Source organism: Streptomyces sp. TOM-9 (assembly GCF_056858595.1).
In genome coordinates, this window is sequence record NZ_JBXEQB010000001.1 from 2,457,776 (window position 1) to 2,481,405 (window position 23,630).

The 23,630-nt window shown below is 73.6% G+C and carries 21 protein-coding genes; 5 read left to right on the forward strand and 16 right to left on the reverse strand.

Annotation, left to right across the window (positions count from 1 at the left end):
* Positions 1–94 precede the first annotated feature (94 nt).
* From AC1VWI_RS11565 to infC, 5 genes are all read right to left on the reverse strand, one after another.
* Positions 95–1,219, reverse strand: a complete 1,125-nt coding sequence (locus AC1VWI_RS11565) for a sensor histidine kinase (RefSeq protein WP_499510889.1) — start codon at positions 1,217–1,219, stop codon at positions 95–97.
* A 45-nt stretch (positions 1,220–1,264) separates the two neighbouring features.
* Positions 1,265–2,098 carry a TrmH family RNA methyltransferase gene (locus tag AC1VWI_RS11570; RefSeq protein ID WP_499510890.1) on the reverse strand — a complete coding sequence of 278 codons (834 nt, stop codon included), beginning with the start codon at positions 2,096–2,098 and terminating at the stop codon, positions 1,265–1,267.
* A gap of 106 nt (positions 2,099–2,204) precedes the next feature.
* Positions 2,205–2,588: a 50S ribosomal protein L20 gene (gene rplT / locus AC1VWI_RS11575; protein WP_018564305.1), complete on the reverse strand. Its 384-nt coding sequence runs from the start codon at positions 2,586–2,588 to the stop codon at positions 2,205–2,207.
* A gap of 100 nt (positions 2,589–2,688) precedes the next feature.
* The gene (rpmI, locus tag AC1VWI_RS11580) at positions 2,689–2,883 is read right to left on the reverse strand and encodes a 50S ribosomal protein L35 (protein ID WP_018564306.1); all 195 of its coding nucleotides are present in this window, start codon (positions 2,881–2,883) and stop codon (positions 2,689–2,691) included.
* A gap of 120 nt (positions 2,884–3,003) precedes the next feature.
* A complete protein-coding gene (gene infC / locus AC1VWI_RS11585) occupies positions 3,004–3,690 on the reverse strand; it encodes a translation initiation factor IF-3 (protein WP_499516776.1) in 687 nt (228 codons plus the stop codon).
* Positions 3,691–4,028: 338 nt separating this feature from the next.
* Between infC and AC1VWI_RS11590 the strand changes: the two genes are divergently transcribed.
* Positions 4,029–4,406 (forward strand): DUF1844 domain-containing protein, encoded by a 378-nt coding sequence (locus tag AC1VWI_RS11590; protein ID WP_431960495.1) that lies wholly within the window; start codon positions 4,029–4,031, stop codon positions 4,404–4,406.
* A 63-nt stretch (positions 4,407–4,469) separates the two neighbouring features.
* Here AC1VWI_RS11590 and AC1VWI_RS11595 read toward each other — a convergent pair whose 3' ends face one another.
* Positions 4,470–5,204 (reverse strand): SseB family protein, encoded by a 735-nt coding sequence (locus AC1VWI_RS11595; protein ID WP_499510891.1) that lies wholly within the window; start codon positions 5,202–5,204, stop codon positions 4,470–4,472.
* Between the two features lie 187 nt (positions 5,205–5,391).
* Between AC1VWI_RS11595 and AC1VWI_RS11600 the strand changes: the two genes are divergently transcribed.
* Positions 5,392–6,279 (forward strand): serine hydrolase, encoded by an 888-nt coding sequence (locus tag AC1VWI_RS11600; protein ID WP_499510892.1) that lies wholly within the window; start codon positions 5,392–5,394, stop codon positions 6,277–6,279.
* On the opposite strand, the gene mycP is transcribed toward AC1VWI_RS11600, so the two are convergent.
* On the reverse strand, positions 6,245–7,438 hold the full coding sequence (gene mycP, locus AC1VWI_RS11605) for a type VII secretion-associated serine protease mycosin (protein ID WP_499510893.1): 1,194 nt from the start codon (positions 7,436–7,438) through the stop codon (positions 6,245–6,247). The genes AC1VWI_RS11600 and mycP overlap by 35 nt on opposite strands.
* On the reverse strand, positions 7,435–8,661 hold the full coding sequence (locus AC1VWI_RS11610) for a hypothetical protein (RefSeq protein ID WP_499510894.1): 1,227 nt from the start codon (positions 8,659–8,661) through the stop codon (positions 7,435–7,437). Before AC1VWI_RS11610 ends, mycP begins: the two co-directional genes overlap by 4 nt.
* Positions 8,662–8,808: 147 nt before the next feature.
* Between AC1VWI_RS11610 and AC1VWI_RS11615 the strand changes: the two genes are divergently transcribed.
* The gene (locus AC1VWI_RS11615; protein WP_499510895.1) at positions 8,809–10,011 is read left to right on the forward strand and encodes an amino acid deaminase/aldolase; all 1,203 of its coding nucleotides are present in this window, start codon (positions 8,809–8,811) and stop codon (positions 10,009–10,011) included.
* Between the two features lie 57 nt (positions 10,012–10,068).
* Here AC1VWI_RS11615 and AC1VWI_RS11620 read toward each other — a convergent pair whose 3' ends face one another.
* From AC1VWI_RS11620 to AC1VWI_RS11635, 4 genes are read right to left on the reverse strand one after another with little or no spacing between them, the layout of a single operon-like run.
* A complete protein-coding gene (locus AC1VWI_RS11620) occupies positions 10,069–11,022 on the reverse strand; it encodes a DUF2510 domain-containing protein (protein ID WP_499516777.1) in 954 nt (317 codons plus the stop codon).
* Positions 11,023–11,075: 53 nt separating this feature from the next.
* A complete protein-coding gene (locus tag AC1VWI_RS11625; protein ID WP_499510896.1) occupies positions 11,076–11,864 on the reverse strand; it encodes a 3-oxoacyl-ACP reductase in 789 nt (262 codons plus the stop codon).
* An 8-nt stretch (positions 11,865–11,872) separates the two neighbouring features.
* Positions 11,873–13,258 carry an aldehyde dehydrogenase family protein gene (locus AC1VWI_RS11630; RefSeq protein ID WP_499510897.1) on the reverse strand — a complete coding sequence of 462 codons (1,386 nt, stop codon included), beginning with the start codon at positions 13,256–13,258 and terminating at the stop codon, positions 11,873–11,875.
* Positions 13,259–13,266: 8 nt separating this feature from the next.
* Positions 13,267–14,643, reverse strand: a complete 1,377-nt coding sequence (locus AC1VWI_RS11635) for a glutamine synthetase family protein (RefSeq protein WP_499510898.1) — start codon at positions 14,641–14,643, stop codon at positions 13,267–13,269.
* A 105-nt stretch (positions 14,644–14,748) separates the two neighbouring features.
* Here AC1VWI_RS11635 and AC1VWI_RS11640 point away from each other — a divergent pair, with 105 nt between their 5' ends.
* Positions 14,749–15,444 carry a gamma-glutamyl-gamma-aminobutyrate hydrolase family protein gene (locus AC1VWI_RS11640; protein ID WP_499510899.1) on the forward strand — a complete coding sequence of 232 codons (696 nt, stop codon included), beginning with the start codon at positions 14,749–14,751 and terminating at the stop codon, positions 15,442–15,444.
* A 5-nt stretch (positions 15,445–15,449) separates the two neighbouring features.
* On the opposite strand, the gene AC1VWI_RS11645 is transcribed toward AC1VWI_RS11640, so the two are convergent.
* Positions 15,450–15,902, reverse strand: coding sequence for a GNAT family N-acetyltransferase (locus AC1VWI_RS11645; protein WP_499510900.1), 453 nt, complete (start codon positions 15,900–15,902; stop codon positions 15,450–15,452).
* A gap of 685 nt (positions 15,903–16,587) precedes the next feature.
* Between AC1VWI_RS11645 and AC1VWI_RS11650 the strand changes: the two genes are divergently transcribed.
* Positions 16,588–19,677 (forward strand): glycoside hydrolase family 78 protein, encoded by a 3,090-nt coding sequence (locus AC1VWI_RS11650; protein WP_499510901.1) that lies wholly within the window; start codon positions 16,588–16,590, stop codon positions 19,675–19,677.
* A gap of 79 nt (positions 19,678–19,756) precedes the next feature.
* Here the strand turns inward: AC1VWI_RS11650 and AC1VWI_RS11655 are convergent, their stop codons facing one another.
* The 3 genes from AC1VWI_RS11655 to AC1VWI_RS11665 form a co-directional block, all read right to left on the reverse strand.
* A complete protein-coding gene (locus AC1VWI_RS11655; RefSeq protein WP_499510902.1) occupies positions 19,757–20,518 on the reverse strand; it encodes a helical backbone metal receptor in 762 nt (253 codons plus the stop codon).
* Between the two features lie 107 nt (positions 20,519–20,625).
* The gene (locus AC1VWI_RS11660; protein WP_499510903.1) at positions 20,626–22,425 is read right to left on the reverse strand and encodes an ABC transporter permease/substrate binding protein; all 1,800 of its coding nucleotides are present in this window, start codon (positions 22,423–22,425) and stop codon (positions 20,626–20,628) included.
* Positions 22,418–23,551 carry a quaternary amine ABC transporter ATP-binding protein gene (locus AC1VWI_RS11665; protein WP_499516778.1) on the reverse strand — a complete coding sequence of 378 codons (1,134 nt, stop codon included), beginning with the start codon at positions 23,549–23,551 and terminating at the stop codon, positions 22,418–22,420. The genes AC1VWI_RS11660 and AC1VWI_RS11665 overlap by 8 nt, the downstream gene beginning before the upstream one ends.
* Positions 23,552–23,630: the final 79 nt, after the last annotated feature.

Genomic DNA, 23,630 nt, shown 5'->3' on the forward strand with positions numbered 1-23,630 from the left:
CCTGCCCGACCGCTGAATGCCAAGGGTCGAGTCTATCGGGGCCACGGGGAAAGGCTGGTCACGCCCGTCGGGGCCGGTGGAATACCACGCTTGCTCAGGCCATGAAGGCCGGCGCCCCGACGGGCAGGATAAATCGGAACTGGGCGCCCTTGCCGGGCGCGCGGCCCACGATGATGGTGCCGCCGTGGGCCTCGACGATGCCCTTGACGATGTAGAGGCCCAGGCCCGTGCCGCCGCGCTTGCTGCCCCGCCAGAAGCGGGTGAAGACGCGGTTCATGGACTCCTCCGGGATGCCGGGGCCCTCGTCGCTCACGGTCACTGCCGTTCCGGACCATCCGCGCTCGCGCGGTGACGACGAAGGTGCTACGTCAATGGTGACAGTTCCCTCGCCGTGGCGCACGGCGTTTTCCAGCAGGTTCCCCAGGATCTGGTCGACCTTGTCGGGGTCGGCCCACAGCGACGGCAGCGACTTGGTCACCCGTACGGCGAAGCGGTCCGCGGGCTGTCCGGCGGCGACGAGGGCGTCCACGTGGCGCCGCACCGCGGCGGCGATGTCGACCGGCTGGCGGCGCACCTCCAGTCGGCCGGAGTCGATGCGGGAGATGTCGAGCAGCTCGGCGATCAGCCGGGTGACGCGGTTGGCGTCGGCGTGGACGGTCTCCAGCATGAGCTTCTTCTGGTCCTCGGTGAAGCGTTCCCACTTCGCCAGCAGGGTGGCGGTGAAGCCCTTGACGGAGGTGAGCGGGGAGCGCAGCTCGTGCGCGACGGTGGCGATCAGTTCGGCGTGGCTGCGCTCGGTGCGCCGCCGCGCCTCGGTGCCGCGCAGCGCGACGACCAGGCGGCGCACCGGACCGGTGGGGTGGTCGCGGACGTACCTGGCGGAGACCAGCACCTCGCGTCCGCCGGGGAGCAGCAGGTTGCGCTCGGGCTGCCCGGTGCGGGTGGCCAGGCCCGCGTACGGGTCGGTGAGCTGCCACCAGCGGCGTCCGTCCAGGTCCTCCAGGGGCAGCGCCTGCTCGATGGGGCGGCCGAGGACCTCGGCGGGGTCGAGCGCGGTGATCCGGGCGGCGGCGGCGTTGAAGCAGAGGACGAGTCCGTGCTCGTCGGCGACGACGAGGCCGTCCGGGAGTTCGTCGGGCGTGATGCCGAGTTCGGTCAGGACAGTCGGCCAGCCCTCCGGCGCGCTCGGCGGCGTGCCGCCGGTCGTCCTGACGTCCATCCCCGTAACCCCCTCTCCAAGGCGGTCCCCGAGGGCGTCACATTACTAGCTCATTGTTACGGTGCGGCACCCTCCGGGAGCACGCTGCGCGCGGGCGGAGGCGTAGAGGCACACGGCGGCGGCCGTGGCGAGGTTGAGGCTCTCGGCGCGGCCGTGGATGGGGACGCGCACCACTTCGTCCGCGAGTGCGCGGGTCTCCTCCGGCAGACCCCAGGCCTCGTTGCCGAAGATCCAGGCCGTGGGGCCGCCCATCGTGGCCTCGTCCAGTTCGGCGTCCAGGTCGCGCTCCCCCGCGCCGTCGGCGGCGAGCAGCCGGACGCCCGCCCCGCGCAGGCCGTCGACCACCGTCTCCATGGGGACGCCGACGGCGACCGGCAGGTGGAAGAGGCTGCCGACGGAGGCCCGTACGGCCTTGGGGTTGTACAGGTCGACGGAGGCGTCGGTGAGGACGACCGCCTCCGCCCCGGCGGCGTCCGCGCAGCGCAGCACGGTGCCGGCGTTGCCGGGGTCGCGCACGTGGGCCAGGACGGCGACGAGCTTGGGCCGGGCGCGCAGGATCTCCTCGAACGGGGTGTCCAGGAAGCGGCACAGGCCGATGATCCCCTGCGGGGTGACGGTGTCCGACATCTCCGCGACGACCTCGTCGGTCGCGGTGAACACGGGCACCCGGGCGGCGTGGGCCGCGGCGACGATCCCCTCGTGCCGGGCGGCGGCCTCGGGCGTGACGTAGACCTCGACCAGGTGCGCCATGGCCTCGCGCACGGCCTGCGGACCCTCGGCGAGGAAGCGCCGCTCCTTGCCGCGGAAGCTGCGCTTGGCCAGCCGCCGCGCGGCGACGACGCGGGGGGATCGCAGGGAGGTCAGCTCGGGGCCGGGCATGGGGGTGCACTCACTTCGGTCGGGTCCGGCCGGACGCGCGGCGCGGCGCTCCGGGACGCAGCACGGACCCGCAGGCACACGGCCTGCGGGTCCGGAAGAGCGTGGGTCAGGCCGCCTTGGGGGCGTTGACGTCACTCGGCAGGGCCTTCTGGGCCACCTCGACCAGCGCGGCGAACGCGTTGGCGTCGTTCACGGCCAGCTCGGCGAGGATCTTGCGGTCGACCTCGACGTTGGCGGCCTTCAGACCCTGGATGAAGCGGTTGTAGGTGATGCCGTTGGCGCGGGCAGCGGCGTTGATGCGCTGGATCCACAGCTGACGGAAGTCGCCCTTGCGCTTCTTGCGGTCGTTGTAGTTGTAGACGAGGGAGTGGGTGACCTGCTCCTTCGCCTTGCGGTACAGGCGGGAACGCTGGCCGCGGTAACCGCTGGCCTGCTCGAGGATCGCCCGGCGCTTCTTCTGGGCGTTGACTGCCCGCTTGACGCGTGCCACTAGATAACTCCTTCTAAGGGACCGTGGGGGTGCTCACACGGCCCGAAAACGAATGGGTCCCGGTCCAACATCGCGCCCCCTGGTCGAAGGGGGCGTGCCGTCACTTGCCGAGAAGCTTCTTGATCTTCTTGGCGTCGGGCTTGGCCAGGACGACAGTGCCGGTGAGGGCACGGGTCTTCGTCGACGGCTTGTGCTCAAGCAGGTGGCGCTTGCCGGCGCGCTCGCGGATCACCTTGCCGGAGCCGGTGATCTTGAATCGCTTGCTCGCACCGCTGTGGGTCTTGTTCTTCGGCATGCGCCGTAGTCTCCTCGTCGCTGGCCCTCCCGTCCGCCCTGGAGCGGACGGAGAGCGTCAGTCCTTCATTGCGTTACCCGGAGCGGAACTCCGGGTCCTGGCGAACGCCGTCAGACGGCGTCAGCTGGCGTCGGCGGGAGCGTCCTGCACGTGCTCCTGCTCCTCCTCCGACTCCTGCTCCTGATCATCGGGGTCCCTCGGCAGGCGACCGGCCTTGCGGGCGGCCTGCGCCTCGCGGGCTTCGGCCATCGCCTCGGTCTTCTTCTTGTGCGGACCGAGGACCATGATCATGTTGCGGCCGTCCTGCTTCGGCGAGGACTCCACGAAGCCCAGGTCCTGGACGTCGTCGGCGAGCCGCTGCAGCAGTCGGAAGCCCAGTTCCGGGCGCGACTGCTCACGACCGCGGAACATGATCGTGATCTTGACCTTGTCGCCCTGCTTGAGGAACCGGACGACATGACCCTTCTTGGTGTCATAGTCGTGCGGATCGATCTTCGGCCGGAGCTTCATCTCCTTGATGACCGTGTGCGCCTGGTTCTTGCGCGCTTCACGGGCCTTCATGGCCGACTCGTACTTGAACTTGCCGTAGTCCATGAGCTTGCAGACCGGCGGGCGCGCGGTCGCCGCCACCTCGACCAGGTCGAGGTCGTACTCCTGCGCAAGCTCCAGTGCCTTGGCAAGCGGCACGATGCCGACCTGCTCGCCACTGGGACCGACGAGTCGCACCTCGGGGACGCGAATCCGGTCGTTGATGCGGGGCTCGGCGCTGATGGGGCCTCCTCGGTAGCACCACGCGTCTGACTGGATTGACAGCCGCGTAACGTCTGAAACTTGGTCCGGCCCGTGAGGAGACGTCAAAAAACGCCCCATACGGGTCACAGGCGGATGCTCCAACAACCGGGAGCACCGCCGCGGAATTCCCCGCGGGGCGCATCGGGCGCCCTGTCCTCGTTCGGGGACACGGCACCTGACCGGTGACCCGCCGCCCTTGAAGAGTCGGCAAGGTGGGAGATCGGAGCCTCCACTTGTGGGCTGGAACGCTCCGTTTCCATGACGTCCACGGGGTGTCCAGCCGGTCGATCGTCAAGCATACCAGCGTCCGACCGCAGACCGTAATCGGCCGACGTGGCCCTATCGTGTGAGGCATGAGTGACGCCAGCCCCCAGCACGAGTCCCCCTCTGCGGACCGCCCCGACTTCGACACGCTGACCCGCGACATCGCGGACGTCCCGGCGGTCGAGGTGATCACCACGGTCGCGGTGCACCTGATGAGCGCGGCGGCGGTGAACCTCGGCCTCGCGGAGGACGGCGAGCGGCACAAGGACCTCGACGAGGCACGCAAGCTGATCACCGCGCTGGCCGGCCTGGTCACCGCCGGCGCGACCGAGATCGGTTCCTACCACGCCGCTCCGCTGCGGGACGGCCTGAAGTCGCTGCAGCTCGCCTTCCGCGAGGAGTCCGTCGTCCCCGACGCGCCGGGCGAGGGCCCGGGCGAGAAGTTCACCGGCCCCGTCCACGGCTAGTCCCCGCACCCGCGCCCCGCACCCCGCGCTCACGACGGCGTCGCCCCCGGTGGGGCGGCGCCGTCAGCGCGTGAAGAGCGGTTCGCCGGGCAGCCTGGTGTCGGCGGGGAGCAGTGCCAGTTCGATGCCGCGCACGAGCGCGCCGCGGAGCACCTCGTCCGCCGCGAGCGTCGTCGAGACGCGTTGGGCGACCTGACGCACGTCGGCGCCCGGGTCCAGGACCAGTCCCAGCGTGCCGTCGGAACCGGCGGAGGGGACCAGGTGCGCGCGGACCACCTCCGGCGCGGCGCCCACCGCGGCCCGCAGGGCCGCACGGACCGCCGGGTCGGCCAGCGGGTCCGCGCCCGCGCGGCCCGAGGCGACCGCGCGCAGCGCGGCACCGGTCAGCACGTACGGCACGGGCCCGGCCATGTCGATCAGCAGCGTGTCGGCCTTCTCGTGCGCCAGCGCCTGCAGCGCCTGGCCCAGCGGTACGGCCACCGGCCGCGCGTCAGGCCGCCAGCGCGCGAGGGCCTCGGTGGAGGTGAAGGCCGGCAGCGCCCTGCGCCCGTCGGCCGCCTGGATGGTGGGCACCGCCATGTCGCTGGTCTTCTCGCGGCGCAGCCCCCCGGGGCCCTCCTCGACCTCCCCGAGCAGCGCCACCACCGGCACCAGGAAGCGCGCGCCCGGGAGGGCGGCGAGCACCTCGGGTTCGGCGGACGGGTCGGCGTCGTAGGCGGCGAGCGCCGCCGCGAGCCGGGGGTCGGCGGTGCCGTCGTCGTCGCCGAAACCGGGGTCGGGGATGTTCTTGAGAGCCACCTCCCGAGGGTATCCGGGGTGCCGGGCGGAGATTTCTTACGCCCCCTTCATCCGCCTCTCACGGATCGCGCAGTTTCCGTCCCTAGCTTCCGTGGGCATGGCTTCCGACGAACCCGCCGCACGGCGTCCCGGCCGTGCGGGCGCAACTGCCCGTGTCCCCCGCGCCCCGCACGGCATCGTGCGCGGTGTGACCGCGACCGCCCTCCTGGCGTGCGCCGTGCTCGGCACGGTGACGTACGGGTCGGCGTCGCCGCCGCGCACGGCGGCGCTCACCGCGGCAGGGACCGGCGGGGCGGCGGCGAACGTGGCGATCGTGAAGGCGAGAGTGGAGCCCGAGGTGGTGTGGAGCGAGGTACTGGAGACGGCGCTGCGGGACGTGTCGGGGGACCCGCGGGCGCACTGCTCCGTGGCGGTCCTGGACACCGCTTCGGGCGCCCGGGCGGTGCACGGGGACGGGCTGTACGACACGGCGAGCATCGTCAAGGTCGACATCCTGGCGGCGTTGCTGCTCCAGGCGCAGGACGCGGGAAGGGACCTGACGGAGCAGGAGGAGGCCCGGGCCGAGGTGATGATCGAGAACAGCGACAACGCCGCGGCCACCGCGCTGTGGCGGGCGATAGGCCGGGGCCCCGGGCTGGACGCCGCCAACCGCCGGCTCGGGCTCACCTCGACCACGGCGGGCAGCGGGCTGCTGTGGGGGCTGACCCAGACCACGGCGGCCGACCAGCTCACCCTGCTGCAGCGGGTGTTCGGCACCGACGGCGCCCTCGACGCGACGTCCCGCGCGTACGTGCGGCGGCTGATGGGCCGCGTCCCGGCCGCGCAGGCCTGGGGCGTGCCGACCGCGGCGGACGGCTCGTTCGAGGTCAAGAACGGCTGGCTGCAACGGAGTACGACCGGGCTGTGGGACATCAACAGCATCGGGCGGGTCCGGGCGGGCGGCCGGACCTACCTGGTCGCCGTGGTCTCCCGCGGCAGCACGACCCAGGCCGCGGGCATCACGCTGGTGGAACGGGCCGCGCGCGCGGCGGTGGACGCGTTCAGCCGCGCCGCCGGCCGTTCCGGGACGACGTGAGCCGGGGCCGCAGCCACAACAGGGCGGCCGCCGCGACCAGTCCGGTGCCGGCGATCGCGAAGGCCACGGCGACGCCGTCGCCCAGGGCGTCCCCGTCGGCGGCCGCGGCCGCCTTCGCCGCGTCGGGGCCGGCGCCGAAGTACTTGCGCGCGTAGGGGGCGGCGCTCGGCACGGCGCCCTCGGGCTTGAGCTTCGCCGCCGCCTTCAGCGCCGCCGCGGGGTCGACCAGTCCGTACCCGACGGCGTCGTCGCGGCCCTCCGCCGGGGTGTTCCGCGCCGACTCCTCCAGCAGCCGCTTCACCTGGGCGGGGCTGAGCCGGGGGTAGGCGGAGCGGACGAGTGCGGCGGTGCCCGACACGTAGGCGGAGGCGGTGCTGGTGCCCCAGCCCTCGTAGTAACGGCGGTTGGGGTCGGCGATCACGACGTCGACACCGGGCGCGGCGACCGTCGCGTACCAGCGGCGGGTGGAGAAGGCGGCACGGGAGCCGTAGCGGTCGACGGCGGCCACCGCGATGACGCCCGGGTACGCCGCGGGGTAGGAGGCCCGGTTGCCCTGCTCGCCGCCGTTCCCCGAGGAGGCGACGACGACCACGCCCTTGCGGAGGGCGTACTGGATCGCGTCGTCCTCCTGCGCCTCGGGGTGGGCGGTGCGGCTGTCGTCGCCGAGGGAGAGGTTGATGACGTCGGCGCCGTGGTCGGCGGCCCACCGGATGCCGTCGGCGAGGGCGCTGCCGCGCGTGGTGCGGGCCTTCTTCCGCTGCGGGTCCTTGTCCTCCAGGATCACCCGCACCGGCAGGATCCTGGCCTCCGGGGCGATGCCCAGCACACCGTCCGAACCGCCGGGGCCGTGGCCGTGACCGGCGATGATCCCGGCCATGCCGGTGCCGTGCCGGGCCCAGGCGCTGTCGCCGCGGCGGGCCCCGAAGCCGACCATGTCCTTGCCCTTGAGGACCTGCCCGGTCAGGTCCGGGTGGGTGCCGTCCACGCCCGTGTCGAGGACGGCGACGGTGACGCCCTCGCCCTTCGTGCGCTGCCAGGCCTCCTGTGCGTGCAGCGCGTCCAGCGCCCAGTCCGCGTCGCGTACGGCGTCGGCGTGGGCCGGGACGACGGGCAGCAGGGCGAGGGCCGCGGCGGCCATCCCGGTGGCCAGTCGCCTCATCCGGAACCTCCCGTCGGGGTGGCGGTCAGCGAGCCCGCGGCACGGCGGGCCCGGCTCTCGACGGCGTCGGCCAGGGCATCGGCCTCGTGGCCGAGTCCGGCCTGGGCGGGCGCGGCCGTGGCGCCCGCGGTGACGGCCGAGGCGGCGGGCTGCGGGGTCGCGACCTCTCGGTCGTCGGCGAAACCGCTCACCGCGTACACGACGACGGGGAGGTCGGCGGCGACCGTGACCGTCCAGCTGGCGCGCTGGCGGTCGCCGAAGCCGGCCGAGACGGTGCCCGGGAAGGCGACCGGACGGGGCATCAGATCCCCGCGGGAGCCCAGGCGTTCGGCGGACCAGCGGTCGCGCAAAGCGCGCATCGCGGGGGCGTCCGCCCTGGTGACGAGCAGTCCGACCGTGGTCACGGCGCTCGACGTGGCGTCGGTGTACGTGGCGCGCAGCAGCTTCACGCAGCCCGCGGGGCGCAGCACCTTGGCCAGCTGCGGGTCGAAGGCCTCCTGGCAGTTCCCGGCGGGCGCCACGCCGATCCGCGTCCAGGTGCGTTCGGCGCCGCCCGGGCCGAGGCCCTTGCCGTGCAGGGTGGGCGGGAAGAGCGTGTCGACGGGCGTGCTGTGCCACAGGCCGCGGGCGAGGGCGAAGTCGCGCTTGCTCGCCTCCGCCGCCGTGGGCGTGGGCGCGGCCGGATCGTGGTTGATCCACATCCCGGCGCCGGCGCCGCCGAGGAGGCCGAGGCCCAGCACCAGGCACAGCGCGGCGGCGGCGGTACGCGGCCGGGCCCGGTCGGCGTGCGAGGAGGGCGCGTGCGGCGGCCGGGGAGGGTGCGGCGGAGGTGCGGAGGGCGGGACGGGCGACGACCAGGCCGCGGCCGGGGGTTGCCCGGGCACGGGCGGCGCACCGGGCACGGCCGGGGGCGGCGGGGGCGGCACGGGGCCGGCCGGGTAGGCGACGCCGACGGGGCCCCGCTCGCCTGCGGGCCACAGGTACGGGGGCGTCGGCGCGGGGGTCGTGCCGTACAGCTCCTGGGGCAGCCCGCTCTCCGGCTCGCCGGTCGCGGCGGGGCCCGCGGCGGCCCACGGCGCGGACGCCCGGCCGGGGGCGGCGGAGGCGGCCCAGTGGGCCGGGGCGGAGGTGTGCGGGGCGGTGCCCGGGGGCGGCGGTATGGGGCGCGGAGGGGACCAGCTCGGCCGGGGGGTCGCTCCCCCGCTGTCGAAACCGGCGCTCACCCGGTGCCCCCTCACGGCCGCACGGCGGTCGGCCCGTTCACACGATGGACTGCGGCGTCACTCTACTGGGCGCGGCGACGTCACGACGCGTCAGTACGGATCACTTGCCCCTACCGCTCGGTAGGGGCATTCTGGCAAGCTTCGCGCATGTCTGATCGCGGAGCAGCTCGCGCCCGGTACGACCGGGCCACCGCCCACCTCGACGCGCCGGTGGCGATCGTGGACCTGGAGGCGTTCGACGCCAACGCGGACGACCTGGTCCGCAGGGCGGGCGGCAAGCCGATCCGGGTGGCGTCCAAGTCGGTCCGCTGCCGCGCGCTCCTGGAACGGGTGCTGGAGCGGGACGGCTTCGAGGGGATCATGTCCTTCACCCTCGCCGAGTCGCTGTGGCTGGCGCGGTCGGGCTTCGACGACGTCCTGCTGGCGTACCCGTCGGCGGATCGTTCCGGCTACGCGGAGCTGGCCGCGGACCCGAAGCTGGCGGCCGCGGTGACCGTCATGGTCGACGACGCGGCGCAGCTCGACCTCATCGACTCCTCGCGCGCGGGCGGCTCCGAGATCGTCCGGGTCTGCCTGGAGCTGGACACCTCGCTGAAGATGCTGGGGGGCCGGCTCCGCATCGGGGCGCTGCGCTCCCCGCTCCACCAGCCCGAGCAGATGGCCGCGCTGGCCCGCGAGGTGTCCCGGCGGCCCGGGTTCAGGCTGGTGGGGATCATGGCGTACGAGGGCCATGTGGCCGGCGTCGGCGACTCGGTCGGCGGCCGGCCGCTGCGTTCGCGCGCGGTGCGGCTGATGCAGGCGACGGCACGCCGGGAGCTGGCGGCGCGGCGCGCGGAGGTCGTCCGGGCGGTGCGGGAGGTGGCGCCCGGGCTGGAGTTCGTCAACGGCGGCGGGACGGGCAGCGTGCAGAGCACGGCCGCCGAGGACGCGGTGACGGAGATCGCCGCCGGGTCGGGCCTGTACGTGCCGCGGCTGTTCGACAACTACACCTCCTTCCGGGGCCGTCCGGCGGCGCTGTTCGCGCAGCCCGTGGTGCGCCGCCCGGGGGTGGGCGTCGTCACCGTCCTCGGCGGCGGCTACCCGGCATCGGGCGCGGCGGGCCGGGACCGGCTGCCGGTGCCCCACCTGCCGCAGGGGCTGCGCTACGACCCCCAGGAGGGGCCGGGCGAGGTGCAGACGCCGCTGATCGGGACGCCCGCCGACGACCTGCTGATCGGCGACAAGGTGTGGTTCCGGCACGCCAAGGCGGGCGAGCTGTGCGAGCGCTTCGACACGCTGCAGCTGGTCGAGGGCGACCGGGTGGTACGGGCGGTGCCGACGTACCGCGGCGAGGGCAAGACGTTCCTGTGACACCCGGACGCCCCGGCCGGACGGACCGGACCGGGGCGCCCGCGCGCGGGGGGGCGGTCACACGCCGGTGCCGCCGCCGGAGCCCGAGGCCTTGATGCCCTTGGTGATCTCGTCCATCACGGCGAGGCCGGGCGCCTTGGGGTTGACGTCGAAGCCGTAGCGGACCAGGACGAGCCGGTCGGGGTCCGACGGCGAGGGGAACACCAGCGACTGGACGTAGCCGTCGTCGCCCCTCTCGGTGACGACCTTCCAGCGCACCAGGTAGCCCTGCTCGCCGGCGACCGTGACCTTCTTCGACAGCAACTGCGTGTGCGAGGTGATGTCGCCGTAGACCTTGCCGCCGTAGGCCCCCTCGGCGTTGCCGGCGATGTCCTCCTTGGCCGCGGCCTCGGCGGTGGTGGACTTCAGCTTCACCGACGAGGCGGGCATGGAGAAGACACCGCCGCGCAGGCAGGTGCTCGAGGCGTCGCCGGGGCAGGCGTACTCGCCCACGCTGAGCTCCGCGAGCCCGTACCGGCTGGTGGAGCCGGTCCAGCCGTCGGGCACGGGCAGGCTGACGCCGTCGACGGCGTCCAGGGCGAAGCCGGGCTCGCTCTTGGGCACGTCCTGCGGGCCGCCGCCGTCCGGACCCCCACCGCCCGGGCCGCCGTCGTCGCCCTCCGGGCCCTGCCCGGGGGCCGTGAACGAGGGGGCGGGCCGGGCGGAGTCCGCGCTGTCGCCGCCGCTCCTGCCGAGGGCGACGACGCCTCCGATCACCGCGCCGGCCACCACGACCGCGGCGACGACGGCGATCGCTATCAGACCGCCGCGCCGCTTGCGGGGGGCGGCGGGGAACGCGCCGGGGTAGCCGGGGTACTGCGGATGGCCCGGCGCCCCGGCGCCGAACGCCGGGACGGGGGGCGGGGCCGTGCGGGTGTACTCGGTCCACGCGGTCCCGTCCCACCAGCGCTCCAGAGCGGGCCCGTTGCCTGTCTGCCCGGGCTCTGGGTACCAGCCGGGCGGGGTCGTCATGGTCACGGCGTCACCTTAAGGCCCGGCCCTTAAGATTCCCGTCAGTCACCCGGTCACAGAGGGGTCACGTACGCCCCCGCGATGCCCCCGTCCACCAGGAACTCCGCTCCGGTGATGAAGGACGCGTCGTCGCTGGCGAGGAAGGCCACGGCGGCGGCGATCTCCTCCGCCTCCGCGAAGCGGCCCACCGGGATGTGCACCAGGCGGCGCGCGGCGCGCTCCGGGTCCTTGGCGAACAGCTCCCGCAGCAGCGGGGTGTTGACCGGTCCCGGGCACAGCGCGTTGACCCGGATGCCCTCCCGTGCGAACTGCACGCCCAGCTCGCGGGACATCGCCAGCACGCCGCCCTTGGAGGCGGTGTACGAGATCTGCGAGGTCGCCGCACCCATGACGGCCACGAAGCTCGCGGTGTTGATGATCGAGCCCTTGCCCTGGCGCTGCATGTACGGCAGCGCCGCCTTGCAGCACAGGTACACCGACGTGAGGTTGACCTCCTGGACGCGGCGCCAGGCGTCGATGCCGGTGGTGAGGATCGAGTCGTCGTCGGGGGGCGAGATTCCGGCGTTGTTGAAGGCGACGTCGACCGAGCCGTAGGTGTCGTACGCCGCCTTGAACAGCGCCTCCACCTGCCCGGCGTCGGTGACGTCGACCTCGACGAACAGCCCGCCGACCTCCTCGGCGGCCGCCTTGCCCGCGGCCTCGTCGATGTCGGCGCACACCACGTGCGCGCCCTCGGAGGCCAGCCGGCGCGCCGAGGCGAGCCCGATGCCGCTGCCGGCGCCGGTGACCACCGCCGTCCGGCCCACCAGGCGGCGGCACACCACTGCTTCTGCTTCCGTCATTGCCGGGATCACTCCTCCGTGCTGATGAAGACGTTCTTGGTCTCGGTGAAGGCGGCCAGCGCGTCCGGGCCGAGCTCACGCCCGAGCCCCGACTGCTTGAACCCGCCGAACGGTGTCCAGTAGCGCACCGAGCTGTGGGAGTTCACCGACAGGTTGCCGGCGGCGGTGCCCCGGGCCAGTCGCAGGGCGCGGCCGACGTCCCGGGTCCAGATCGAGCCCGACAGGCCGTACGGGGTGGCGTTGGCCAGGCGAAGCGCGTCGGCCTCGTCCTCGAAGGGCAGCACGACGGCCACCGGGCCGAAGACCTCCTCCACCGCGACGCGCTCGGCCGGGTCGGCGGGGGTCAGCACGGTCGGCGGGTACCAGAAGCCCTTGCCCTCCGGGGCCGTGCCGCGGATCGCGACGGGCGCGTCGGGGGCGACGTGGACGCGGACCCGGTCGCGCTGCGCGGCGGAGATGAGCGGGCCCATGCCGGTGGCCGGATCAGCCGGGTCGCCGACTCCGACGGCCAGGACGGCGGGCTCCAGCAGTTCCATGAAGCGGTCGTACACCTGGCGCTGGACCAGGATCCGGGTGCGGGCGCAGCAGTCCTGCCCGGCGTTGTCGAGGAAGGCCATCGGGGCGGTCGCCGCGGCCTTCTCGAGGTCCGCGTCGGCGAAGACGATGTTCGGCGACTTGCCGCCGAGCTCCAGGGTGAGCCGCTTGAGCGTGCCGGCGCACGTGGCCATGATCTGCTTGCCGACGCGGGTCGACCCGGTGAAGACGATCTTCGCGACGCCCGGGTGCTCGACCAGGGCCGCCCCCGCGACCGGGCCCCGGCCGGGCAGCACCTGGAAGAGGTGCTCGGGCAGTCCCGCCTCCAGTGCCAGGTCCGCCAGGCGCAGCGCGGTCAGCGGGGTGGTCTCGGCGGGCTTGAGGATCACCGCGTTGCCCGCCGCGAGCGCGGGTGCGGTCCCCCAGGCGGCGATGGGCATGGGGAAGTTCCAGGGCGCGATGACACCGACGACGCCGAGCGGTTCCAGGAAGGTGACGTCGATGCCACCGGGCACCGGGATCTGCCGGCCGCTGAGCCGCTCGACGCCGCCCGCCGCGTAGTCGAGCAGGTCGCGGACGTTGCCGGCCTCCCAGCGGGCGTTGCCCACCGTGTGGCCCGCCTCCCGCACCTCCAGGGCGGCCAGTTCCTCCACGTGCGCGTCGACCACGGCCGCGAAACGCCGCAGCAGCCGCGCGCGGTCGGCCGGGGCCAGGGCCGCCCAGGCGGTCTGGGCGCGGGCCGCGCGGGTGACGGCGGCGTCGACGTCCTCCCGGCGGGCCGCGGGGACGGTGGCGATCACCTCCTCGGTGGCCGGGTTGAGCACGTCCAGCGCTTCGAGCGGTTCGGGTGCTTCGGGCACTCGCTGCCTCACATGCGTTCGAAGGAGCGGTAGCGCTCCCAGTCGGTCACGGCGGTGTCGTACGCGTCCTGCTCGACGCGGGCCATGTTCAGGTAGTGCTCGACGACCTCGTCGCCGAAGGCCGCCCGGGCGATCGGGCTGGCCTCCCACAGCTCGGCGGCCTCGCGCAGCGTGGCCGGCACGTGCGCCACCCCGTCGCTGGCGTAGGCGTTGCCCGTGACGGGCTCGGGGAGGGTGAGCTTCTGTTCCACGCCGTGCAGGCCTGCGGCGATCATCCCGGCGACGGCGAGGTAGGGGTTGACGTCACCGCCCGGCACACGGTTCTCCAGGCGCAGCGCGGACGGGGAGTGCCCGACCACGCGCAGGGCGCAGGTGCGGTTGTCGGGGCCCCAGGCGACGGCGGTGGGGGCGAAGGAGCCGGGCCGGAACCGCTTGTAGGAGTTGATGTTGGGCGCGTACAGCAGGGAGAAGTCGCGCAGCGCGGCGAGCTGCCCGGCCAGGAAGTGCCGCATCGTCTCCGACATGCCGCCCGGCTCGTCGCCCGCGAAGACCGGCCGCCCGTCCTCGTCGCGCAGCGAGAGGTGGATGTGGCAGGAGTTGCCCTCGCGTTCGTTGTACTTCGCCATGAAGGTGAGGGAGTACCCCTCCTGCGCGGCGATCGACTTGGCGCCGGTCTTGTAGACGCTGTGCTGGTCGCAGGTGACCAGGGCCTCGTCGTAGCGGAAGGCGATCTCGTGCTGGCCGAGGTTGCACTCGCCCTTGGCGGACTCCACGCGCATCCCGGCGGCGCCCATCTCGTTGCGGATGCGGCGCAGCAGCGGCTCCACGCGGCCGGTGCCGAGCAGGGAGTAGTCGACGTTGTACTGGTTGGCGGGGGTCAGGTCGCGGTAGCCGTTCGTCCAGGCCTGCTCGTAGGTGTCCTTGAAGACGATGAACTCCAGCTCCGTGCCCGCGTACGCCGACCAGCCGCGCTCGGCGAGCCGCTCGGTCTGGCGGCGCAGGATCTGCCGGGGCGAGGGGGCCACCGGCGTGGAGCCGTGGTCCAGCAGCCGCAGGTCGGCGACGACGAGCGCGGTGGCGGCGTCCCAGGGGGTGATCCGCAGGGTGCCGAGGTCGGGGTGCATGGCGAAGTCGCCGTAGCCCCGTTCCCAGGAGGACAGGGCGTAGCCGTCCACGGTGTTCATGTCGGCGTCGACGGCGAGCAGGTAGTTGCACCCCTCGGTGCCGTGCTCCAGGACGTCGTCGAGGAAGTGCCGTGCGGCGAAGCGCTTGCCCTGCAGCCGGCCCTGCATGTCGGTGAAGGCGACGACCACCGTGTCGATCTCTCCGGAGTCGACACGTCGTCGCAGGTCGTCGGTGCTGAGCGGGGCTGTTCGGTGCACCACGGGTGATCACCTCTCCTACCGGCCGACAGGTGATCCAAAAGTACGGGCCCGGGGCCCAGTTGGGTACGGTGCAAGAAGAAATCCGCGCGTCGCAGGGAGGCTCCCGTGGCCCGTCCGCTGATCGGTGTCAGCACCTACTGGGTCGACTCGGCCCGCTGGGGCGGCTGGGACCTGCCCGCCGCCCTGCTCCCCGCCGGGTACCCGCTGCTCGTACGGCGTTCCGGCGGCCTCGCCGCGCTGCTCCCGCCGGACGACCCCGCCCACGCCGCGGACGCCGTGGCCCGGCTGGACGGGCTGGTGATCGCGGGCGGCCCGGACGTCGAGCCCGCCCGGTACGGCGCCGAGCCCGACCCGCGCACCGACCCGCCCGCGCGGGAGCGGGACGCCTGGGAGCTCGCCCTCCTCGACGCCGCCCTCGCCGCCGGGGTGCCCCTGCTGGGCATCTGCCGGGGCATGCAACTGCTCAACGTCGCCCTCGGCGGCACGCTCGTGCAGCACATCGACGGTCACCGCGGCCCCCGGGTTGGCGCGTTCGGCGGCCACACCGTCAAGCCCGTCCCCGGCACGCGCTACGCGGAGGCGGTGCCGGAGGCCATGACGGTGCCCACGTACCACCACCAGGCGGTGGACACCCTGGGCCGCGGGCTGGTGGTCGGCGCCCACGCCGAGGACGGCACACCGGAGGCCGTGGAGCTGCCGGGCGACCGCTTCGTGCTGGGGGTGCAGTGGCACCCCGAGATGGACGAGGACGAACGGGTGATGCGGGCGCTGGTCGCCGCGGCGGTCAGGGCTGCAGCTTGAGGCGGTCAGAGCTGCAGCTTGAAGCCGACGTGCGAGGCGGTGAAGCCGAGGCGCTCGTAGAAGCGGTGCGCGTCGGCGCGGGCCCGGTCCGAGGTCAGCTGCACCAGCGTGCACCCCAGGCGGCGGGACTCCTCGACCGCCCACTCGATCATCAGCGTCCCCAGGCCGCCGCCGCGGGCGTCGCGGTGCACGCGGACCGCCTCGATGACGGAGCGCGTCGTGCCGCGCCGTGACAGCCCCGGTATCACCGAGAGCTGCAGCACCCCGACGAGGGTGCCGTCCCGCTCGACGACGACCACGTGCTGGCCGGGGTCGGCGACGACGCGTTCGAACGCCGCGTAGTAGGGCTCCAGGTCGTCCGGGGTCTCGCGGCCGCGGCCGAGGCCGTCGTCGGCGAACATCGCCACGACGGCGGGGATGTCGTCGCGGGTGACGGGGCGGAAGTGGGGGTCGCTCATGCGTGCAGCGTAGATGTTGTGCGGGGGGTGCCCCTTGGGGCCGGTTGTTGTGTGCGGGTTGTGTGCGCCTGCGGGCGGCTGCGCCGGGCTGCCCGGTGGTTGTGTGCGGGTGCGTTGCGCCTGCGGCGGGCGGTTTCCCCGCCGCCCTCCCGATTGCCCGGCGCGGTCAGTGCGGGCCTGCCCACCGTGTGCCTGGGTCGGGGCCGCGCCGGCGCACGTCCTCAGCGCTCGCGGTATACGCCCACATCGTTCGACGCCGGGTCCGCCGCTCGTCGCTTCCGGGCGCACCCCGCCACACCCCCTCACGCCGGTTGGGGCGCATGACGGCCGGTGGGGGGTAAGTAGGCACCTGCGGCAACCCCGGACCGCTCTCTGAACCCCCACCGGCCGGTCAGCCGCCCCTACGACAGGAGGGGGTGTGGCGGGGTGCCCCCATGGGGATCCCCCCGGCCGAAGGCTGGGGGAGGGAGGGCGGGCGGGGGCACCCCGCCACAGGCGCGAACACCCCGCACACAAACAACCGGGCAGCCCGGCGCAGCCGCCCGCAACCACAACGGCGCCGCACACGAAGGGGCGTTGACAGCGCAACGGCGCCCTGCCTAGGCTCACCCCGGTCACAGGATTGAAACGTATCAATAACATACGCCTGCGGATTGAAACGTTCTAACCCCGCCGAGAGGTGTCCATGAAACGACGTCCGCCCATCCCCCGCCGCCGCCTCACCCTCCTCGCACTCTCCCTCGGCCTGACGCTCGCCGCCGCCACGCCCCAGGCCTACGCCGACCACGCGCACGCGCCCCGCAACCACGCCCCGGGCGCCCCCGGCGGCCTGACGGTCGACGACCGCACCGACCCGCTCGCCATCGACGCCGCGCCGCGCTTCGGCTGGCTGCCCCGCGACAGCGACTCCGACGAGGTCCAGACCGCCTACCAGGTCGTCGTGCGCGTCCCCGGCGGCCGCACCGTCTGGGACAGCGGCAAGGTCCGCGGTTCCGAACAGTCCTGGGTGCCGTACGGCGGGCCCGCGCTGGCGCCGGGGACGGCGTACCAGTGGAAGGTGCGGACGTGGGACCGCGCGGGGGAGGCCTCGCCCTACTCGACCGGTGCGTCCTTCGGCACGGGCCTCACGGACCAGGACTGGTCGGGCGCCCAGTGGATCCGCCGTCCCGCCACCGGGAACGACGCGAGCAACGAGTGGACGGCGGCCCGCAAGGTCGTCCGGGTGTCCGCGGGCAGCCCCGTGGTCGGCACCCGGGTGTACGTCGCGGCCGCCGGCGACTGGCAGGTCGACGTCGACGGCAAGACCGTGCAGCGCAGTTCGTCCTACGAGTACGCCGGCGAGGGCTTCTACGACGTCGCCGCCGTCAAGGGCGTCAAGGCGGGCCGGGACCTGGCCGTGGGCGTGCTGACGCACTACTGGTCCTGCAAGTGCCAGGGCCGGGCCAACGGCCCGAACGCCCCCGAGGGCCCCTCCGGGCTGCTGGTCAAGGTGGTGGTCGAGCACGCGGACGGCACCCGCGACGTGGCGGTCTCCGACGGCACCTGGAAGGTCCACCGCTACGAGCCGCAGCGGGTCGAGACCCTGACCTACCGCAACGGCGACGCCGGTGACCGCGTGGAGTACTACGACGCCACGGTCGAGCCGGCCGGCTGGAACACCCCCAACTACGACGACTCCGGCTGGGCCGCGGCCACCGTCATCGGCGCCCACCCGCGGCCGAACCCGGACAACTGCGCTCCCTACGAGGGCGGTTCGTCCCCCTGCGCCTTCACCCACCTGTCGGCGCTGCAGGCCCACCTGACGCAGGAGACCGTCCACCCGGTCTCGCTGCTGCACCTGCCCGACGGCACCGTCCTCGCCGACTTCGGCAAGGTGTACGCCGCGGTGCCCTCGGTACGGCTGCGTTCCGGCACCGCCGGCCGGCAGCTGACGTTCACCACCAGCTACCGGCGCAGCAACTCCACGCTGACCGCCGCCGTGCGGGCCGGGGACGCCTCCGTGACGCTGGCGAACGCGGCGAACGTCCACGCCGGCGACGAGATCGTGGTGGACGCGCCCGCCACGGGGTACGGCGCCGGGCACCCCGAGACGCGCACCGTGAGCGCGGTGGACGGCACGACGGTGACCCTGGACCGTCCCCTGGGCAAGGACCACGCCGCGGCGAGCTGGGTGGAGAACTCCCGCGCGGGTACGTCGGGTCTGGACACCCAGGGCAGCAACATGCGGTTCTTCTACACCGAGAAGGACGGTCCGCAGACCGCCCGGGCCTTCACCTACTGGGGCTGGCGCTACCTGCAGATCAGCGACCCGGGCGAGAAGCTGACCACGCGGGACGTCGCCGCCGTCGTCCAGAACACCGACGCCGCCCACCCCGCGACGTTCCGCAGCAGCGACGGCACCTTGGACCAGGTCTTCTCGCTGATGCAGCGTTCGGCGCTGCAGTCCGCGCAGAACGTCTTCCTGGACACCCCGACCCGTGAGAAGGGCCAGTTCCTCGGCGACACCGTGGACGAGTCGTTCGCGACGATGGCCGCGTCGGGCGAGCGCAGCCTGACCCGTCAGGCCATCGAGTCCTTCATGAACTCCCAGGCCCGCTACTGGCCCAATGGCGCCCTGAACTCCGTCTACCCCAACGGGGACGCCAAGCGGGACATCCCCGACTACACCGAGATGTTCCCCGAGTGGGTGATGCGCTACTACCGCACCACGGGCGACCGTGAACTGCTCGCCCGGGCCCTGCCCGTGATGCGCAATGTCGCCGACTACGTCTCCTCGGCGGTGGACGACCGCGGTCTGGTCGCCGACCTGCCCGGCGGCAGCGGCGCCTACCTGCACGGCATCATCGACTGGCCCGCCCCGATGCGGTACGGCTACGTCACCGACGGCAACGTGAACCGCACGGTCGTCAACGCCCTCGGGGTGGGTGCGATGCGGTCGGTGGCCGAGGCCGCCGACGCGCTCGGCGACCACGCCACCCGGGACGTCTACGCCGGCCGCGCGGACGAGCTGACGGCGGCGATGCGGGAGCGGCTGCGCGACGGCGGCACCGGCCTGTGGTCGGACGGTCTGTCCTCGGACGGCGCCCTGATCGCGCATCAGGGCGAGCACGCGCAGAGCTTCCCGGTCGCCTACGGCGTCGCGGAACCCTCGGAGTACGCCGCGCTGGGCGCGGAGCTGTCCCGGCAGGGGATGCGGCAGGGGCCGATGACGCTGCGGACCCTGCTGGAGGCGCTGCGGGTCGTCGACCGGCCGGACACGCTGGTGCGGATCCTCACCGATCCCTCCGCCGACGGGCCCGCGCAGGTCCTGGCCGAGGGCGGCACCTTCCTGTGGGAGCAGTGGACTCCGGGGTGCTCGATCAGTGACTGCGCGCCCGGCCAGGTCTCGCAGAGCAGCAGCGAGAGCATGTCGCACGGCTGGGGCGGCGCGGGTGTCGTCGGGGTGCTGGAGGGCGTGCTCGGCCTCACGGTGACCAGCCCGGGCGGCGCGTCGGTGCGGATCGCCCCGGCGGATTCGGGCGTGAGCCACGCCTCGGGCAGCCAGTGGACCGAGCGCGGCACCGTCGGCGTCGACTGGCGCCGGAACCGGCACGGGGTGGACACGACGGTCGAGGTGCCGGTCAACGTGACGGCGACGGTCGCGCTGCCCGTGGTGGCGGGCGGCCGTTACACCGCCGCCGGGAGCCACGCCACGTACCTGGGTGTCCAGGACGGCCGGGCCGTCTACCGGGTCGGGTCCGGGCGCACGGTCTTCACGGCCGTGGCGCGCGGCTGACCCCAGGTCCCTCCCCGGCGCACGCGACGGCCACGGGCCCGCGTGCGCCGGGGGGCTTCCACGGCGCGGGCGACCCGGGTCAGCCGCCGCGCCGGGCGGGGGCGGGGCCGGCGAGGGCGGCGGCGAGCACGGCCGGCGCCTCGGCCAGGGACGGGCCGTACCAGGTGAGGTGACGGCCGCTGACCAGGGCCGCGGGTATGTCCGGGAACGCCTCGGGCCCGTCCTCCGCGGTGAACCGGTACGGCTCGTCCGGGAGCACGACGAGGTCCGCCCCGCTGCCGGTGAGCTCGTCGACCGGCACCCGCGGATACCGCTCCTGGTGGGTCCCGTAAACGTTCTCGACGCCCAGCCGGGCCAGCAGGTCGCCGGCGAAGGTGTCCCGGCCGAGCACCATCCACGGCCGGCGCCAGACGGGCACGACGGCCTTGCGGGGGTGGGCCGGGGGCTGCAGCGACGCCCAGGTCTTCTCCGCGGCGTCGAGCCAGGCCGGGCGTGGCAGGCCGCAGGCCTCGACGACGACGCGGTGCAGTTCCCGGAAGGCCTGCGGAAGGCTGCGCACCTCCGTGACCAGCACCGTCAGCCCCGCCGCGCGCAGCGCCGCGAGGTCGGGCTCGCGGTTCTCCTCCTCGTTGGCGATCACCAGGTCGGGAGCGAGCCGCACGATCTCCGCGATGTCGGGATTCTTCGTGCCCCGTACCCGCGTGACGCGCAGGTCGGCCGGCTGGTTGCACCAGTCGGTCGCGCCCACGAGCAGGGCGGGCGCCGTGGTCGCCACCGCCTCGGTGAGCGAGGGGACGAGGGAGACCACACGCCGTGCGGGGCCGGAGTCGCGACGGGTCATGTCCCCCACCGTATCCATCCCCGCGGGACGGGGAGGGCCGGACGGCGCGGCTCCGGCACGAGGGAGGGGAAGTGCCGGGTGCCGCGCCGTCCGGGGTCGGGGTCCGGTCAGCCGACCGGGGCGAGCCGCTCCGTGAGACCGGGGTGGGCGTCGAGCCAGTCGCGGACGCCGTCCTGCTCGTGGCCCTGGCCGGCCTTGTGGACGGCGCCCTCCAGCCCGGTCAGCTCCTTCTCGCTCAGCTTGAAGTCCTGGAGCCACTTCGCGACCTTCGGCTCCTCGCCGGCGAAGCCGCCTCGGGCGAGGGTGTGGATGCCGTCGCCCTTGCCCCAGGCGCCGAGCGGGTCCTTCAGCTTCTTCAGACTGTGCTCGTCGTAGGCCCAGTGCGGGGACCACAGGGTGACCACGACGGGCTCCTTCGCCTTGATGGAGCGGTCGAGCTGGGCGAGCATGCTGGCGGTCGAGCCGGTGGTGACCTCGTACTCGCCCTCCAGGCCGTACCGGTCCAGGACGGTGTCGTTGAGCATCTTCATCATCCCGGCGCCCGGCTCGATGCCGATGATCCGGCCGCCGAACTGCTTGCCCTTGCCCTTGAGGTCGGCCAGCGAGTCGATGCCCTTGACGTAGGACGGCACCGTCAGTTCGAGCGAGGTGGGGCCGTACCAGGAGCCGTAGTCGTCCAGCTCGTTCTTGTACTTCTCCCAGTACGACCGGTGCGTCACGGGCAGCCAGGAGTCGGTCTCGAAGTCGACCCGCCCCGCGGACATGCCGGTGTACAGGGCGCCGACGTCGTACTGGGTGACCTTCGGCTCGTACCCGCGGCGTTCCAGCAGCTCCTTCCACAGGTAGGTGGAGGCGACGCCCTCGTCCCAGGGGATGTAGCCGATGTCGACCTGACGGCCCTTGCCGACGTCGTCGGCCTCGGGGACGGCGGTCCCCTCGTCGGCGGCGCCGAAGACGTTCACCCCGCCGGCGACCAGGGCGAGGGCGACGATGCCGACGACGGCGACGGAGGTCTGCGGGCGGTACTTCCACAGCTGCAGACCGCGCGGGGAGGCGGCCGCGGCCATCGCCCGCCGGCCCAGCGGGGAGACCCGGGTGCCGAGGGCGCCGGTGACGCGGTCCAGGTACATGGCGAGGATGACCACGGACAGGCCCGCCTCGAAGCCGAGGCCGATGTCGACCTGGCTGATGGCGGTGAAGACCGAGGCGCCCAGACCGCCGCCGCCGACCATGCCGGAGATGACGACCATGGACAGCGCCAGCATGATCACCTGGTTGACGCCCGCCATGATCGTGGGGAGCGCGAGCGGCAGCTGCACCCGCAGCAGGGTGCTGCGCGGGGCGGTGCCGAAGGCCTCCGCGGCCTCGACGAGCTCGCCGTCGACCTGCCGGATGCCGAGCTCGGTCATGCGCACGCCCGGCGGCAGGGAGAAGACGATGGTGGCGATGATGCCGGGCACCTGGCCGACGCCGAAGAAGAAGATGCCGGGGATCAGGTAGACGAAGGCGGGCATCGTCTGCATGAAGTCCAGTACCGGGCGCAGTGCGGCGGAGACGGTGCGGTTGCGCGCCGACCAGATGCCGAGCGGCACGGCGAGCACGATGGTGATCACGGTGGCGACCAGCACCAGGGACAGGGTGTCCATGGCCTCGTCCCACTGCTGCACGGAGACGACGACGGCCAGGCCCGCGAAGGAGAGCACGCCCGCGGTCAGACCGCGCAGCCACAGCGCGAGGACCGCGAGGATGCCGGCGAGCAGCAGCGGCGCGGGGGCCTGCAGGACGGCGTCCAGGCCGTCGTACATGCCGGAGACGACGGCGCTGATGAGGTCGAAGAGCGGACCGAAGTGGTCGCGCAGGTAGGTGACGGCGCTGTCGGTCCAGTCGCCGAGGGGCAGCCTAGGCACGCGCCGCCTCCTTCCGCGGCCGGCCCGGCACCCTGGGCGCGGCGTCCTTCGCGGGCGGGGCGGCGGCCGCCTGCGCCGTGTCGTCGGTGCACGGCGTCACCGGTCCGTCGTGGTCGCCGAGTGCGGCCAGCAGCCGGTCCTTGGCGATCACACCGACCACGTCGCCGGCCTCGTCGCGGACGGCCACGGGGTGCGGGACCCGCGCGCTGACCGGCAGGACGTCGGCGAGCGCGGTGCGCGGGGTGACCGTCTCGCAGCGGCAGTCGCCCGCGTCGGGGCGGTGCGGGGGCTCCATGACGGTGCCGGCGGTCAGCACGCGGGAACGGTCGACGTCGTGCACGAAGGAGCTGACGTACTCGTCGGCGGGGCGCAGCAGGATGTCCTCGGGGGAACCGATCTGGACGATGCGCCCGTCGCGCATGACGGCGACGCGGTCGCCGAGGCGCATGGCCTCGTTGAGGTCGTGGGTGATGAAGACGATGGTCTTCTTCAGGCTGCGCTGCAGCTCGATCAGCTGGTCCTGCATGTCACGGCGGATCAGCGGGTCCAGGGCGCTGAAGGACTCGTCCATGAGGAGCACGTCGGCGTCGGTGGCCAGGGCGCGGGCCAGGCCCACGCGCTGCTGCATGCCGCCGGAGAGCTCGTCGGGCCAGGAGTCGCCCCAGCCGGACAGGCCGGTGAGTTCCAGGGCCCGCGCGGCGCGCTCCTCGCGTTCCTTGCGGCCGACGCCCTGCACCTCCAGGCCGTACGCGGCGTTCTGGAGCACGCTGCGGTGCGGGAAGAGCGCGAAGTGCTGGAAGACCATGCTGATGCCGTGCGAGCGCACGCGGCGCAGTTCGCGGGCGCTGAGTGCGGTGAGGTCCCGGCCGTCGAAGAGCACCCGCCCCGCGGTGGGGGGATTCAGCCCGTTGAGCGTGCGCAGCAGCGTGGACTTGCCCGACCCGGACAGGCCCATGACGACGAAGATCTCGCCCTCGCGGACGTCGAAGCTCGCGTCGATCACCGCGGCGGTCGTACCGCTCCCGCGCAGTTCGTCGCGTCCGGCTCCGGCCTCCAGACGGCGCACGCCGTCCTCGGGGTCGGCACCGAACACCTTGTACAGATGCTCTGCCTGCAGCCTGTACACATACACCTCACGTGTCGTAGGGAGGACGACCGGCTGCCCCCGCACGCAGGTCGCGGAGCGCTCCTGTCCCGCTCCGGGA